This window comes from Pseudonocardia benzenivorans CB1190, from assembly GCF_000196675.2.
Classification (GTDB): Bacteria; Actinomycetota; Actinomycetes; order Mycobacteriales; family Pseudonocardiaceae; genus Pseudonocardia; species Pseudonocardia benzenivorans.
In genome coordinates, this window is record NC_015312.1 from 4,393,457 (window position 1) to 4,406,770 (window position 13,314).

The following is a 13,314-nucleotide window of genomic DNA, read 5'->3' on the forward strand; positions in this document are numbered from 1 at the left end:
TGCTGGTCCTTGCGCGCGGCCGGCTAGTCCTTGCGCGCGACGCCGGCGAGCGCCCCGAACCGCTCGGGGCGCTCGCCGTCGGCCAGCGGGACCTCCGGGCGCCACAGCGGCAGGTGCACCAGGCCGGGCTCCACGAGGGTCCAGCCGTCGAACTGGGCGGCCAGCTCGGCGCGCGAGCGCAGGAAGATCGGCGTGCCCGTCCGCGACGAGAGCTTCTGCGCCTCGATGACCTCCGGCGGCTGGTCCTCATGGGTGACGTTGACCAGCGCCAGCATGCTGCCCGGTGGCACCGCGTCGCGGAGCCGGCCGACGATCCCGGCGGGGTCGTCGGAGTCGGGCACGAAGTGCAGCACGCCCAGCACGAGTACCGCGATCGGCCGGGTGAAGTCGAGCAGCCCGCGGACCACGGGGTCGGAGACGATGTCCTCGACGTCGCGCACGTCGGCCTGCACGACCGCCGTCCCCTCGACGCCCTCGAGGATCGCGCGGCTGTGCGACACCGCGATGGGGTCGACGTCGACGTAGACGACGCGGCACGCCGGGTCGGCGTGCTGGGCCACCTCGTGCACGTTGCCGACGGTCGGGATGCCGGAGCCGAGGTCGAGGAACTGGGTGATCCCCTGCTCGACGAGCCAGCCCACCGCCCGGCGCAGGAAGGCCCGGTTGGCGCGCATGGTGTCGCCGATGTCGGGCGTCATCGAGGCGATCATCTCCGCGAGCCTGCGGTCGACCGCGAAGTTGTGCGCCCCGCCGAGAAAGTAGTCGTACACCCGCGCCCCGCTGGGGCGGTCCAGGTCGATGTCGAGCGGTGCCCACGACGGCCGACTCATGATCCCCCACATTCCACACCGGGTGTTGCGGATCTCCACACAGCGCGACGAGCGTACGGCGAACCCTTCACCCGACGGAATGACACGGCCGGGTCACGTCGCCGGACGGACGTATGCTCCGCCAGGTGATCGGTGGGGACCGGGCAACCCCGCGGTCCCCGGCACCGGCGATCGAGAACCTCGTGTCGGCATGGGCCGCCGCTCTGGCGCGCCCGGTCTACCGGCCCATGAGCCACGTCGAGCTGCATCGGTTCACGCGTTGGGCGGCACTGCGTCTTGCCGGGGCCGCCGCGGTCCGGCCCGTCGACACCCGGTGCGCGCACGACGTCGGCGCCGCGCTCGTCGACACCGACCTGCTCGACCGCGACGACCTCCCCGCCACCGTCTCGGCGCTCACCGCCCACCTGCCCGCCGTCGCCGCCGAGCGCGGCGCCCCGTCACCCGACGTCGCGGCACGTGACGTCACGGCCGCCGTGGTGGCCGGCTACGTCGCCCGGATGCGCGCCCGGATCCTCGACGAGCAGGAGACCGTCCGCCAGGCGGAGGTGCAGGCGCGCAAGCAGACCCAGGACGCGCTGCTGTCGAGCGAGGCCAGGTTCCGGGCCATCTTCGAGAACTCCGGGATCGGCATCGGGATCGCCGACATGGACGGCCGCATCGTCGACGCCAACGAGGCATTCGCGTCGATGCTCGGCTACACCGTCGAGGAGTTCTGCCGGATCAACGTCGCCGACTTCGTCTATCCCGACGACGCGCAGGGCATGTGGGAGCTCTACGCCGAGATCATCGAGGGCAAGCGCGAGCAGGCCCGGGTGGAGAAGCGCTACCGGCACCGCGACGGGCGGATGGTCTGGACCGACCTCACGGCGTCGTTGATCCGCGACGCGCAGGGTGATCCGCTCTACACCGTCGCGATGGCCGAGGACGCCACGACCCGCCACGAGCTCCAGGACCGGCTGCGCCACCAGGCCCTGCACGACCCGCTGACCGGGCTGCCCAACCGGACGATGGTCAACGAGCGGCTCGCCGAGCTGTTCTCCCGCCCGGGCGGGCGGATCGGGGTCTGCTACCTCGACGTCGACAACTTCAAGATCGTCAACGACCGGCTCGGCCACGGCATCGGCGACAAGCTGCTCGTCGCGATCTCCGCGCGGCTGCACCAGTGCGTCGCCGAGCGCGGGCACCTGGTCGGGCGCATGGGCGGCGACGAGTTCGTCATCCTCGTGCAGGACCCGCCGCCCGGCGAGGTCGCGCTCGTCGCCGATCTCGTCCTCGCCTCGCTCGCCTCCCCCGTCGACGTCGACGAGCACCGGCTGGTCGTCACCGCCAGCATCGGCGTCGTCGAGACCGACGTCGACGACACGACGCCCGCGGAGGTCCTCAAGGCCGCCGACGTCACGTTGTACTGGGCCAAGTCCGACGGCCGCGCCCGCTGGGCGCAGTACGACCCCGAACGCGCGGCCCTCGACATGACCCGGTTCACCCTCACCGCGACCCTCGCCGCCGGCCTGGAGCGCGACGAGTTCGAGGTCGAGTACCAGCCGATCGTCCGGCTCGACGACGGGGCCGTCGCGGGCGTCGAGGCCCTCGTGCGCTGGGACCATCCGACGCTGGGCAGGCTCGGCCCCGACCGGTTCATCGAGGTCGCCGAGGAGACCGGCGCGATCGTCCCCCTCGGCCGGCACGTGCTGCGCGAGGCCTGCCGGCGGGCCGCGCGGTGGAACGCCGAGAATCCCGGCGCCGACCTGTTCGTCAGCGTCAACCTGGCGGTCCGTCAAGCGCACGATCCCGCGCTGGTCTCCGACGTCGCCGACATCCTGGCCGACACCGGACTGCCGCCCCACCTGTTGCAGCTCGAGCTGACCGAGAGCGCGCTGCTCGGCCCCGCAGGCCGGCCCGTCGATGCGATCGGGGCGCTCGCCGATCTCGGCATCCGCATCGCCGTCGACGACTTCGGCACCGGGTACTCCAACCTCGGCTACCTGCCCCGGCTGCCGCTGCACTCGCTCAAGCTCGCAGGCGTACTGGTCGAGGGGCTGCGCAGTCCGACGGCGGGTGCGAGCCGGATCGTCACGAGCCTCGTCGCGCTCGCCCACGCGCTCGGGCTGACGGTGACCGGCGAGGGTGTGGAGACACCGGCCCAGGCGGCACGGCTGCGCACCGCCGGCTGCGACACCGCGCAGGGCTGGCTCTACGCGCGCCCCGCGCCGTGGGACGCCGTCGTCGCCGCGCTGGGCCGCACGCGGCCGCGACGCTGATCGTCTGCGGCGGCACGGCGTCCGCGGGACGCCTGCACGCGATCACCACGATGATCACCTGTTCGTGTGCCGCACGCCTCCAGAGGGTTGAACGTCGTTGCCCGGGCGGTCCGATCGAGCGATGATTTTCCTGCACCGTCCGGATGGCGTCGGTCACGGAGCGTCAAAGCCCTTGCGGGTGTGAGCGTGAAGGAGACGATGGTGTCGGGGGATTCGGAGTACTCGGGCGACTATGCCTACGACCTCGCCCACGAGATGAAGTCGGTGCTCAACCTGCCGACGAGCCGCACCGGGCGGCGTCCCGGCGGGGCGGTCCCGATGCCGCGCCGGGAGGTCGACCCCGACGGGGACCTGGGGTACGACGCCGCGCACGAGATCTGAGGCCGCCGGGCCCCCTCCCCGACGGCCGTGGGCGCACCCGCCCGCGAGCGGATGGGGGCGTGCCGCGCCGGGTACCCGACGCGGACGCGACCCACGGGAGGCCGCGCTGGCAGATCGGCCGGGTGCCCACATGAACGAGCGCACCGACTGGCTCGACGAGGGCGCCGAACCGATCCGGCGGCCCGGCCCGCTGCGCTGGCTGCTCTACGCCCTCGGGATGGGGCTGCCGGCGGCGCACCGCGGCTGGGTGCTGTTCGACGTCACGACGCGCACGTGGATGCTGCGCCATCTCGCCCGCACGATCGTGCAGATCATCCCGTTCGCGGTGGTGCTCTACGTGGTGATCCCGGGTCCCACGTGGGTGCGGCTCGCCGCGATCGGCGTCGGCGCGGTGATGGGACTGTTCTGGTCGAGCGTCTACATCTACGAGACCAACGAGCACCGCGCGGTCAAGGCCGGCTACCCCGTCGGCTATGCCGCCGCCGTGCGCGACGACCTGCGCTCCGCCGAGCGCCGCCGTCGGGAGCGCGGTGGCTGACGGCAGGGCGGTCGTCGGCCGCGGCGGGTCAGCCCGCGGGCTTCAGCGGGTCGTGCCCCAGTCGCATCAGCCGGTGCCGCCAGCCCGCCTGGCCCGGGGTCGGTTCGAGGTCGTCGCGGCGTTGCTCGTGCACCCGGTCGACGACACGCTGCATGGCCCGCGCGTCGTCGGCCGTGAGGTCGCTGCGCCGTTTGCCCAGGATGTCGAGGACCTCGCGCCCCGTGGGCGTGCCCGCGTGGTCGGGCTCGGTCTCCGAGTCCGGCGCGGCCGAGTCCGTCCGGAGCCAGTCGCGGAGTTCCTTCGAGGTCATGTTCACGACGCTGTGGAACTCGTCCCACAGCGCGTCGTCGACGGTCGCTGCCATGCCGTGGGCTACCCCGGCGCCGCGCGCCGGAATCGTGGCCACCGGAACCGTCGGGGTGCGCTGCGAGGATGTGCCGATGATCGACCACGTCGCCATCCAGTGTTCCGACGTCACCGCGGCCGCCCGGTTCTACGACGCCGCGTTCGCGCCGCTCGGCGGCCGCCGCGTGCTCGAGTTCGGCCCCGTCATCGGGTACGGGACCGACCGGCCCGAGTTCTGGCTCGGCCCGCGCGCCGACGACTCGGCCGGCTTCCGCGAGAGCCACCTCGCGTTCGCGGCGCCCGACCGGGCGACGGTCGACGCGTTCTTCCGGGCCGCCGTGGCCGCGGGCGCGCAGGTGCTGCACGAGCCGCGGGTGTGGCCGGAGTACCACCCGGACTACTACGGCGCGTTCGTGCGCGACCCCGACGGCAACAACGTCGAGGCCGTCTGTCACGCGCCGGCCCCGTGACGGGCGGGGCTACTCGCCCGCCCGGTGCCGCACCACCGAGGCCACCCCGGTCGACCCGTAGTTGACGCCGCTCATGCCGCGCAGGCCGGGGTCGTTGTTCAGCCGTTCGGCGAACGCCCGTCCGGGGCCCGCGGCGGTCAGCCCGCCGTCGACGACGAGCGCCTCCCCGGTCACGAACTCCGCGTCGGGGCCCGCGAGGAACGCGATGGCCGACGCGATGTGGTCGGCGCGGCCGTGGCCGGGCCATGGCTGGGTGGCGGCGAGCTTGTCGTCGACGCGTTCGGGTCGTCCGCGGTGCACCAGCGGTGTCGAGATGGCGCCGGGGCAGACGGCGTTGACCCGGATCCGCTCGGGCGCGAGCTCGATCGAGACCGACCGCGTCAGGTTGACCACCGCCGCCTTTGCCGCGGAGTACGGCACCGGGCCCAGCCCCCCGCCGAGCCCGGCGACCGACGCGACGTTGACGATGCTGCCGCCGGCCCCCTGCGCGAGCATGATCCGCGCGGCGTGCTTGATCCCGTAGAACACACCCCGGACCAGCACCTCGAAGGTGTAGTCCCAGTCGCCGCTCTCGATCGTGTGGATCGGGCCGAACGCCCCGCCGACGCCCGCGTTGTTCACCACGCAGGTCAGCGCCCCGAAGGTCTCGACGGCGAAGTCGAGAGCGCCGGCCACGGCTTCCTCGCTGCGCACGTCGGTGGCGCGCACCACGACGCGGTCCGGGGCGGCCGCGAGCTCCGCGGTCTCGGCGGCGTTGGCCTCGTTGACGTCCGCGACGACGACCCGGAACCCGCCCTCGAGCAGGCGCAGTGCGGTGGCGCGGCCGATCCCGCTGCCGGCTCCGGTGACGACGGCGACCTGCTGCCCGTCCACGTCGCTCATGCGTGCTGCCCGGCCGGGGCGGGCGCGCAGATGTCGCGCTCGGGATCGATCGCCGCGAGCCGCGGCAGGACGTCGCGGGCGTAGGTCTCGAAGGTATGCCGGGACTCCTCGCCGGTCATGCCCCCGAACCCGAGGACGTTGACGACGCCGCCCGCCCCGAGCGCCCGGACCCGGTCGACGGTCGCGTCGACGACCTCGTCGGGCGTCCCGCCGATCTGGAGGTCGGCGAGGAACCGGTTGAACCGCGCCAGCCCGTGCTTCTCGATGTTGCGTCGCAGGCCCGCGTAGTACTCGTAGCCGTTGACGTGCTCGAGCCGCGGGTTGGTGAACTCGTAGTGGTCGATCGTCGAGCGCGCGTAGCCCACCGCGAACCGCTCGTGCATCTCCCGGGCCCGGCCGGGGTCGCGGTCGACCGTCGTGAAGTTGACCAGCACGGGTGCGGGTGGCTCCTCCCCCTGTACCTCCCGGTACAGCTCGCGGTAGTCGTTCGTCTCCTGCAACGTCGTCTCCCAGGGCTTCTGCGCGATCAGCATCAGCCCGAAGCCGAGCGTCGCCATGATCTTCGCCGACTCCGGCGACACCGCGGAGGCGTAGGTGCGACCGCGGAACGTCGTGAACGCGGGCGGGTGCAGCTCCGCGCGGGGCTGGCGATAGAGGGTGCCGTCGTGCTCGATGGCGCCGGTCTCCAGCGACTCCGAGATCGCCGTCGCGTACTCGACGAACCGCGTCCGCGACTCCCCCATGTCCAGCCGGAACCCGTCGAACTCCACCGACCCGAGCCCGCGTCCCAGGCCCAGCACGACGCGACCGCCCGACACGCTGTCGAGCCAGGCGATCTCCTCCGCGACGCGGACGGGATCGTGCCAGGGCAGGACCATCACCATCGTGCCCAGCCGGGCCCGCGTGGTGCGCCCTGCCATGTAGGTCAGGAACTGCGCCGGGTTAGGCATCATCTGGTAGCGCGTGAAGTGGTGCTCCGCCGTCCAGATCGAGCCGAAGCCCGCGCCCTCGGCCGCGTCGGCCAGGGCGAGCTGGTCACGCAGCACCCCGTGGTCGTCGCGGCCCGGTTCGAGCCCCTGGAAGAACACTCCGATCCCGACGTGCAAGAGTCCGACCTCCCCGCTGAGGCATCCGCCTTAAAGCGTTGATGACCTGTTGTAGACGGGACGCGGGTGCGGCGCAACTCTCCCGGCGCCCGGCGTCCCCGGTCACCGCGCGGGTTGCCCGCTCAGCACTCGGCCTGCGGGCAGCGCGGCGACCGGGGAAACCGGGCGGTGACGGCGTGCTCGGCCCTACTCCGCAGGAGGCCGGGACGACGCGGGCTCGGCCGCCTCGCCCGGCGCGGGCGCCGCCAGTTCCACCACCGGCGCCCCGCCGGTCTCCGGGAAGTGGCAGGCGACCCGGTGGCCGGGGGTCTTCTCCTCGAGCGGGGGCTCCACCGTCCGGCAGACCTCCTGCGCCTTCCAGCACCGGGTGTGGAACCGGCACGCGGGGGGCGGGTCGAGGGGGCTGGGCACGTCGCCGGTGACCAGGATGCGCGCCCGCGAGCGGCCCCGGCGCGGGTCGGGGATCGGCACGGCCGAGAGCAGCGCGACCGTGTAGGGGTGCATCGGCCGCTCGTAGACGTCGGCCCGGTCCCCGATCTCCACGATCTTGCCCAGGTACATCACCGCGACCCGGTCCGAGACGTGCCGCACCACCGAGAGGTCGTGCGCGATCAGGACGTAGGTGAGCCCCAGCTCGTCCTGCAGGTCCTCCAGCAGGTTCACGACCTGCGCCTGGATCGACACGTCGAGCGCGGACACGGGCTCGTCGGCGACGATCAGCTTGGGCCGCAACGCCAGCGTCCGCGCGATGCCGATGCGCTGGCGCTGGCCGCCGGAGAACTCGTGCGGGTAGCGGTTGTAGTGCTCGGGCGAGAGCCCGACGAGCGACAGCAGGTCTTGCACCGCCGAGCGGATGCCGCCCGGCGGCTCGACGCCCTGGATGCGGAACGGCGCCCCGACGATCGTCCCGACGGTGTGCCGGGGGTTCAGCGAGGAGTACGGGTCCTGGAAGATCATCTGGACGTCGCGGCGCAGGGGCCGCATGGCCCGCGGCGGGAGATGGCTGATGTCGCGGCCGTCGAACACGACCGAGCCGGCGGTCGGCTCCAGCAGCCGGGTCAGCAGCCGGCCGGTGGTGGTCTTCCCGCAACCGGACTCGCCGACGATCGAGAGCGTCTCGCCGGGCAGCACCTCGAAGTCGACCCCGTCGACGGCCTGCACGGCGCCGACCTTGCGCTGCAGCAGCCCGCGCCGCACCGGGAAATGCTTCTGCAGGCCGGTGGCGACGAGGAGGGGTTCGGTGGCGGGCGGCGCCGCGGGGGACGACGAGCCGCCGGCGGCCGGGGCGTTCACAGCTTCGGCCGGATCTCGTCGTGGAAGAGCGTCGCACGCTCCTCGAGGCCCATGTGACAGGCGGCGAGATGCCGCGGCCCGACCTCGACCAGCTCGGGCCGCTCGGTGCGCGAGCGGTCGCCGTTGCGGTCGGCGTAGGGGCACCGCGGATGGAACGCGCAGCCCGGCGGCACGTTGATCAGCGACGGCGGGCTGCCGCTGATCGGCAGCAGTCGCTCGGAACGCTCGCGGTCCCAGCGCGGCACCGAGCCGAGCAGCCCCCAGGTGTAGGGGTGGCGCGGCTCGGTGAAGACGTCGACGGCGGGCCCGCTCTCGGCGGCCCGTCCCGCGTACATGACGAGGATGTCGTCGGCCAGCTCGGCGACGACGCCCAGGTCATGGGTGATGATCACGACGGCGGTGTGGAACTCGGCCTGCAGGTCGACGATGAGGTCGAGGATCTGGGCCTGCACGGTGACGTCGAGCGCGGTGGTGGGCTCGTCGGCGATGAGCAGCTGCGGGTTGCAGGACAGGGCCATCGCGATCATCGCCCGCTGCCGCATGCCGCCGGAGAAGTGGTGGGGGTAGTCGTCGACGCGGGCGTCGGCCCGCGGGATGCCGACGCGGTCGAGCAGCTCGACGGCGCGCTTGCGGGCGGCCCTCCGGCTGACGTCGTTGTGCAGCCGGTAGGCCTCCATGATCTGGTCGCCGACCGTGTAGTACGGGTGCATCGCCGACAGCGGGTCCTGGAAGATCATCGCCATCGTCTCGCCGCGCAGCCTGCGCACCCGCTCCGGGTCGGCGGCGACCAGCTCGTCGTCACCCAGCCAGATCTCGCCGGAGATCCGTGCCGAGCCGCGCTTGTGCAGGCCCATGATCGACAGGCTCGTCACCGACTTGCCCGATCCGGACTCCCCGACGATCCCGAGCCGCTTGCCGCGCTCGACGGAGAACGACAGCCCGTCGACGGCCTTGACGACGCCGTCGTCGGTCGGGAAGTGCACCCGCAGGTCGCGGACGTCGAGGAACGGCCGTCCCGATCCCGACGGCCGGGGCGCGGGACCGGACTCCGGTGCGCCGGCCAGCACGTCCTCCGCCATCACCGGCTCCTCCCCCCTCACGACAGCCGTACCCGGGGGTCGACGACGGCGTAGAGCACGTCGACGACGAGGTTGGCGATGATGATGAACAGGCTGCCCACCAGCACGACACCGAGCACCTTCGGCAGGTCGTTGTTGGTGATGGCGTCGACGGAGTACTTCCCGATGCCCGGCAGCGAGAACGTCGACTCGGTGAGGATCGCGCCGCCGAGCAGCAGGCCCAGGTCGAGCCCGAAGATCGTCAGGATCGGGGTCAGCGCCGACCGCAGCCCGTGTCTGACGACGACGGTGCGCTCCGGCAGCCCCTTCGCCCGCGCGGTGCGGATGAAGTCCTCACCCATCGTGTCGAGCATGCCGGCGCGGGTGAGCCGCGCGTACCCGGCGGCGTAGAGGAACGCGAGCGTGATCCACGGCAGGAGCAGGTCGTAGGCCCACAGCAGCGGGTTCTCCTCGATCGGGGTGTAGCTGCCGCCCGGCGCGGTGATGCCGAGGGTGTAGCTGAAGACCGACAGCGTCAGCAGGCCGGTGAAGAAGATGGGCAGCGAGACACCGGCGAGCGAGACGCTCATGGCGGTGCGGTCGAAGACGCTGCCCCGGCGCAGCGCGGAGACGACGCCCGTCGACACCCCGGCGACGACCCAGATCACCGCCGCGCCCGCGGCGAGCGACATCGTCACCGGGAGGCGGTCGAGGATCTCGGGCAGCACCGGCTGCTGCGTCAGGTACGAGTACCCGAAGCAGGGCGCCGGGCAGTGCGTGGTCGTCGGGCCGGTCGGGTAGTCCGCGCCGAGCACCAGCCCGCGCAGGAACCGCCCGTACTGCACGTAGACCGGCTCGGTGAAGCCCAGCCGCACCGCGATGTTGTGGATCGTCTCGACGTCGGCGGTCTTGCCGACGTAGCGCGACGCGAGGTCCTCCGGGGTCGCGCCGCCGAGGCGCGGCACCAGGAAGAAGATCACGAAACAGGCGGCGGTGACGATCAGCAGCAGGAAGATCGCCGCAATGAGCCGCCGGACGATGTAGACCGCCATGTCCCGGCAGGTTCCTGTCCGCCCGCGCCCCAGCGCGCGGGCGGACGGGAACCGGTGCCCTCACCTACCTCCCGGTCGTGCCCGGACGAGCCCGTGTCATCTGCCCGGTCACTTCCTCGTCGTGCCGAGCGCCAGGTAGTCGTACATCTGGAACCCGTTGGTGATGAACACGTTCGTCAGGTTCGGCGGGCGGTAGAGCAGGCCCTTGGCCCAGATGCCCGGGAGCATGTACGCGTCGTCCATGACCTTCTTGTCGACGTCGACCCAGTCCTGCTGACGCTTGGCCGTGTCCTGCTCGTTCACGGCCTGGTCGATGATGGCGTCGACCGCCGGGTCACGCACACCCAGGTTGCTGTTGCCGCCGGTGGGCCGGATCGTGCGGCTGTCGACGATCTGCGACAGGAAGCCGTAGCCGTCGGGCCAGTCCGCGCCCCAGCCGTACACCATCAGCCCGAGGTTGTTGGCCTTGGCGTAGTCGGGCTTGCCGGCGTAGAGCTTCAGGTAGTCGGCGAGCGGGTAGGGCTTGATCTCGAGGTTGATCCCCGCCTTGGCCAGCGACTGCTGCAGGGTCTCGGCGGTCGCCTTCTCCTTCGGCCGCTCGGCGCGGTAGGAGATGCTCGTCGTGAAGCCGTTGGGCTGCCCGCACTGCGCGAGCTCGTCCTTGGCCTTCGCGATGTCGCCCGCGTTGCCCGGCGTCGGGTAGGTGTCGAACTGCTGCGCGCCGGGGATGACCGGCGGCATGAGGTTCGTCGCGATCTCGCCGCCCGTCGCGCCGCCGTAGGCGCGCTGGTAGCCGGTCTTGTCGGCCGCGTACATCACCGCACGGCGGCAGTGGACGTTGTCCAGCGGCGCGACGTCGGCGTTGAGCACGGTGAACCAGATGCGGGCCTGCAGCGACGAGTCGGTGTTGGCCTTGAGGTTCTGGTCGGCCAGGATGCGGCCCTGCGCCGACGGTCCGACGCCGGAGCCCTCGATCGCGACGTCGAGGTCACCGGAGATCAACCGGTTGTCGATGTCGTCGGAGTTGACGTTGAGCGCCACCTCGATCTGGTCGGGCAGCGCCTTGCGGTTGGGGTCGGTGGCCGGGTCCCAGTTCGGGTTGCGGACCATCGTGAAGCTCTTGCCCAGGTCGTTCGTCTGGAACATGTAGGGGCCCGAGGACACCACGTGTTCCTTGTACTTCGTGCCGGTGTCCTTGGCCGGCGGCACCGGGATCGTCGCCGGCAGCTGGGCGAAGTAGTCGAACCCGCTGAACGGCTTGTTCAGGTGGAAGACGATCGTCGAGTCGTCCGGGGTCTCGATGGCCTTGAGGCCGAGCTTGTCGGGCGAGGGGTCCTCGTACGGGCTGGTGTAGCCCTGCAGGTCGAGGAAGTCGTTGAAGTACGTGGGGCCGTTCGGGAACGTGGTCTTGTCGAGCGAGCGCTCGACGGCGTACTTGACGTCCTTGCTGGTGACGGGTGTGCCGTCCTCGAACTTCACCCCCTTGCGCAGCGTGTAGGTCCACGTCTTGCCGCCGTCGGAGGACTTCCCGAGGGACTCGGCGAGGTCGGGGACGAGCGTCGCGCCGTCGGCGCCGGGTGCGGACTTGAACATCACCAGCGCCCGGCCGTAGAGCCGCACGAAGTTCCACGAGTACGCGTAGTAGGTGTCGGCGGGGTCCAGGGAGTCCCAGTCGCCGGAGTTGGCGTACCGCAGGGTGCCGCCCTTGGCGTCCGACGGGTTGTGGATGCTGCCGTCACCGGTACCGCCACCGCTGCCCGAACCGGACGACCCCCCGGACGTCCCGCCACCGCAGGCGGCGAGCACCAGCGCGGTCACCGCGCCGACGGCCGCCACCGCGAACCTTCGCGTGTGCCTCATCGGACCACCCCTCGAATCTCCCTCGAACACCCGTTGTGCCGTTCTCTGTCCGTCGTGCCGGTCATCGGCCCCGCGGGTCCAGCGCGTCGCGCAGCCCGTCGCCGAAGAGGTTGAAGGCCAGCACGGTCACGAAGATCGCGAGGCCGGGGAAGAGCATGAAGTTCGGCGCGATCTGGAACCAGTGCGTCGCGTCCGAGAGCATCCCGCCCCAGCTGGGGGTGGGCGGCCGGATGCCGACGGACAGGAAGCTCAGCGCGGCCTCGAACAGGATGTTGGTCGGGATCAGCAGCGTCGCGTAGACCAGTACCGGGGCGACGAGGTTGGGCAGCAGCTCGGTCAGCAGGATGCGCGGGGTGCGTGCACCGAGGCTGCGCGCGGCGTCGACGAACTCGCGTTCCCGCAGCGAGAGCGCCTGGCCCCGGATGATGCGACCGATGTAGGGCCAGCTGGTGAACCCGATGATCGCGATGATCACGACGATCCGCAGCGTGTCGCCCGAGAGCCCGAACGAGCCGTCGGTGATGACGCCCGCGAGGGCGAGGGCGAAGAGCAGCACCGGGAACGCGAGGAAGACGTCCATCGTGCGGCTGATCAGCGAGTCGATCCAGCCGCCGTAGTACCCGGCGACGATTCCCGCGACCGTTCCGATCACGACGGCGACGAGCGTTGCGAGAAAGGCGACGAGCAACGAGATCCGCGCGCCGTAGACGACGCGGGAGAAGATGTCGCGGCCGTTGACCGGTTCGACGCCGAACAGGAACTCCCGGCTGATCCCACCGAACGGCGCCGGCGAGATCTGCAGGTCCGGGTCGATCTGGTCGTAGTGGAACTCCAGCGGCGGGTGCCCGAGCAGTTGCACGATCAGCGGCGCGAAGATCGCGACGAGGACGAGCAGCACGATGACCACGCCGCCCGCGAGCGCCACCTTGTCCCGGCGGAGCCGTCGCCAGGCGATCTGCCAGAGCGAACGCCCCTCGATCGCGCGACCCATGCCCGCGGTGACGGCCTCGGGCACGGCCTGCTCTGCCGCACCGGGAACGTCGAGCGGTGCCGTCATCGTGCACGTCCTCCGGAGCGCGGCGGGATGGAATCGGTCACTCCCGAATTCGTGACACTAACGGGTGGCCGATCATGCGGAAGGCCTCGAAAGCTCCTCTTCCATAACGATCCGCGCAAGGCGCACAGGGCAGGCTCCCCTCATCTCCACACGAATGTCCCGGTTCACCCGAAAACGATCTCCG

At 71.6% G+C, this 13,314-nt stretch carries 13 protein-coding genes; 4 read left to right on the forward strand and 9 right to left on the reverse strand.

The window, feature by feature from the left end:
* Positions 1–23: 23 nt before the first annotated feature.
* Positions 24–830 carry an SAM-dependent methyltransferase gene (locus PSED_RS20510; protein WP_013676159.1) on the reverse strand — a complete coding sequence of 269 codons (807 nt, stop codon included), beginning with the start codon at positions 828–830 and terminating at the stop codon, positions 24–26.
* 125 nt (positions 831–955) lie between these two features.
* Here PSED_RS20510 and PSED_RS20515 point away from each other — a divergent pair, with 125 nt between their 5' ends.
* The 3 genes from PSED_RS20515 to PSED_RS20525 all read left to right on the forward strand — a co-directional run bounded on the left by PSED_RS20515 (position 956) and on the right by PSED_RS20525 (position 4,007).
* Entirely contained in the window at positions 956–3,088 is a 2,133-nt protein-coding gene (locus tag PSED_RS20515) for a putative bifunctional diguanylate cyclase/phosphodiesterase (RefSeq protein ID WP_202946300.1), read from the forward strand.
* Positions 3,089–3,274: 186 nt separating this feature from the next.
* On the forward strand, positions 3,275–3,469 hold the full coding sequence (locus tag PSED_RS20520; protein WP_103382280.1) for a hypothetical protein: 195 nt from the start codon (positions 3,275–3,277) through the stop codon (positions 3,467–3,469).
* Between the two features lie 130 nt (positions 3,470–3,599).
* The gene (locus PSED_RS20525) at positions 3,600–4,007 is read left to right on the forward strand and encodes a DUF5313 family protein (protein WP_013676162.1); all 408 of its coding nucleotides are present in this window, start codon (positions 3,600–3,602) and stop codon (positions 4,005–4,007) included.
* A gap of 28 nt (positions 4,008–4,035) precedes the next feature.
* On the opposite strand, the gene PSED_RS20530 is transcribed toward PSED_RS20525, so the two are convergent.
* Entirely contained in the window at positions 4,036–4,371 is a 336-nt protein-coding gene (locus PSED_RS20530) for a DUF3140 domain-containing protein (protein ID WP_013676163.1), read from the reverse strand.
* 76 nt (positions 4,372–4,447) lie between these two features.
* On the opposite strand from PSED_RS20530, the gene PSED_RS20535 reads away from it, so the two are divergent.
* On the forward strand, positions 4,448–4,822 hold the full coding sequence (locus PSED_RS20535) for a VOC family protein (protein WP_013676164.1): 375 nt from the start codon (positions 4,448–4,450) through the stop codon (positions 4,820–4,822).
* 9 nt (positions 4,823–4,831) lie between these two features.
* On the opposite strand, the gene PSED_RS20540 is transcribed toward PSED_RS20535, so the two are convergent.
* From PSED_RS20540 to PSED_RS20570, 7 genes are all read right to left on the reverse strand, one after another.
* On the reverse strand, positions 4,832–5,704 hold the full coding sequence (locus PSED_RS20540; protein ID WP_013676165.1) for an SDR family NAD(P)-dependent oxidoreductase: 873 nt from the start codon (positions 5,702–5,704) through the stop codon (positions 4,832–4,834).
* Positions 5,701–6,810 (reverse strand): LLM class flavin-dependent oxidoreductase, encoded by a 1,110-nt coding sequence (locus PSED_RS20545; protein WP_013676166.1) that lies wholly within the window; start codon positions 6,808–6,810, stop codon positions 5,701–5,703. Before PSED_RS20545 ends, PSED_RS20540 begins: the two co-directional genes overlap by 4 nt.
* Positions 6,811–6,996: 186 nt before the next feature.
* Complete coding sequence (locus PSED_RS20550) at positions 6,997–8,103, reverse strand: ABC transporter ATP-binding protein (RefSeq protein ID WP_013676167.1); 1,107 nt, start codon at positions 8,101–8,103, stop codon at positions 6,997–6,999.
* Positions 8,100–9,182, reverse strand: a complete 1,083-nt coding sequence (locus PSED_RS20555; protein WP_013676168.1) for an ABC transporter ATP-binding protein — start codon at positions 9,180–9,182, stop codon at positions 8,100–8,102. Before PSED_RS20555 ends, PSED_RS20550 begins: the two co-directional genes overlap by 4 nt.
* 17 nt (positions 9,183–9,199) lie before the next feature.
* A complete protein-coding gene (locus PSED_RS20560) occupies positions 9,200–10,213 on the reverse strand; it encodes an ABC transporter permease (protein ID WP_013676169.1) in 1,014 nt (337 codons plus the stop codon).
* Between the two features lie 108 nt (positions 10,214–10,321).
* Positions 10,322–12,073, reverse strand: coding sequence for an ABC transporter substrate-binding protein (locus PSED_RS20565; RefSeq protein WP_013676170.1), 1,752 nt, complete (start codon positions 12,071–12,073; stop codon positions 10,322–10,324).
* A 61-nt stretch (positions 12,074–12,134) separates the two neighbouring features.
* Positions 12,135–13,130, reverse strand: a complete 996-nt coding sequence (locus PSED_RS20570) for an ABC transporter permease (protein ID WP_013676171.1) — start codon at positions 13,128–13,130, stop codon at positions 12,135–12,137.
* Positions 13,131–13,314: the final 184 nt, after the last annotated feature.

Bases quoted from the DNA above. Each gene is read 5' to 3' on its own strand.
- PSED_RS20510 (WP_013676159.1), bottom strand. From the start codon at position 830: ATGAGTCGGCCGTCGTGGGCACCGCTCGACATCGACCTGGACCGCCCC.
- PSED_RS20525 (WP_013676162.1), top strand. From the start codon at position 3,600: ATGAACGAGCGCACCGACTGGCTCGACGAGGGCGCCGAACCGATCCGG.
- PSED_RS20530 (WP_013676163.1), bottom strand. From the start codon at position 4,371: ATGGCAGCGACCGTCGACGACGCGCTGTGGGACGAGTTCCACAGCGTC.
- PSED_RS20535 (WP_013676164.1), top strand. From the start codon at position 4,448: ATGATCGACCACGTCGCCATCCAGTGTTCCGACGTCACCGCGGCCGCC.
- PSED_RS20540 (WP_013676165.1), bottom strand. From the start codon at position 5,704: ATGAGCGACGTGGACGGGCAGCAGGTCGCCGTCGTCACCGGAGCCGGC.
- PSED_RS20555 (WP_013676168.1), bottom strand. From the start codon at position 9,182: ATGGCGGAGGACGTGCTGGCCGGCGCACCGGAGTCCGGTCCCGCGCCC.
- PSED_RS20560 (WP_013676169.1), bottom strand. From the start codon at position 10,213: ATGGCGGTCTACATCGTCCGGCGGCTCATTGCGGCGATCTTCCTGCTG.
- PSED_RS20565 (WP_013676170.1), bottom strand. From the start codon at position 12,073: ATGAGGCACACGCGAAGGTTCGCGGTGGCGGCCGTCGGCGCGGTGACC.
- PSED_RS20570 (WP_013676171.1), bottom strand. From the start codon at position 13,130: ATGACGGCACCGCTCGACGTTCCCGGTGCGGCAGAGCAGGCCGTGCCC.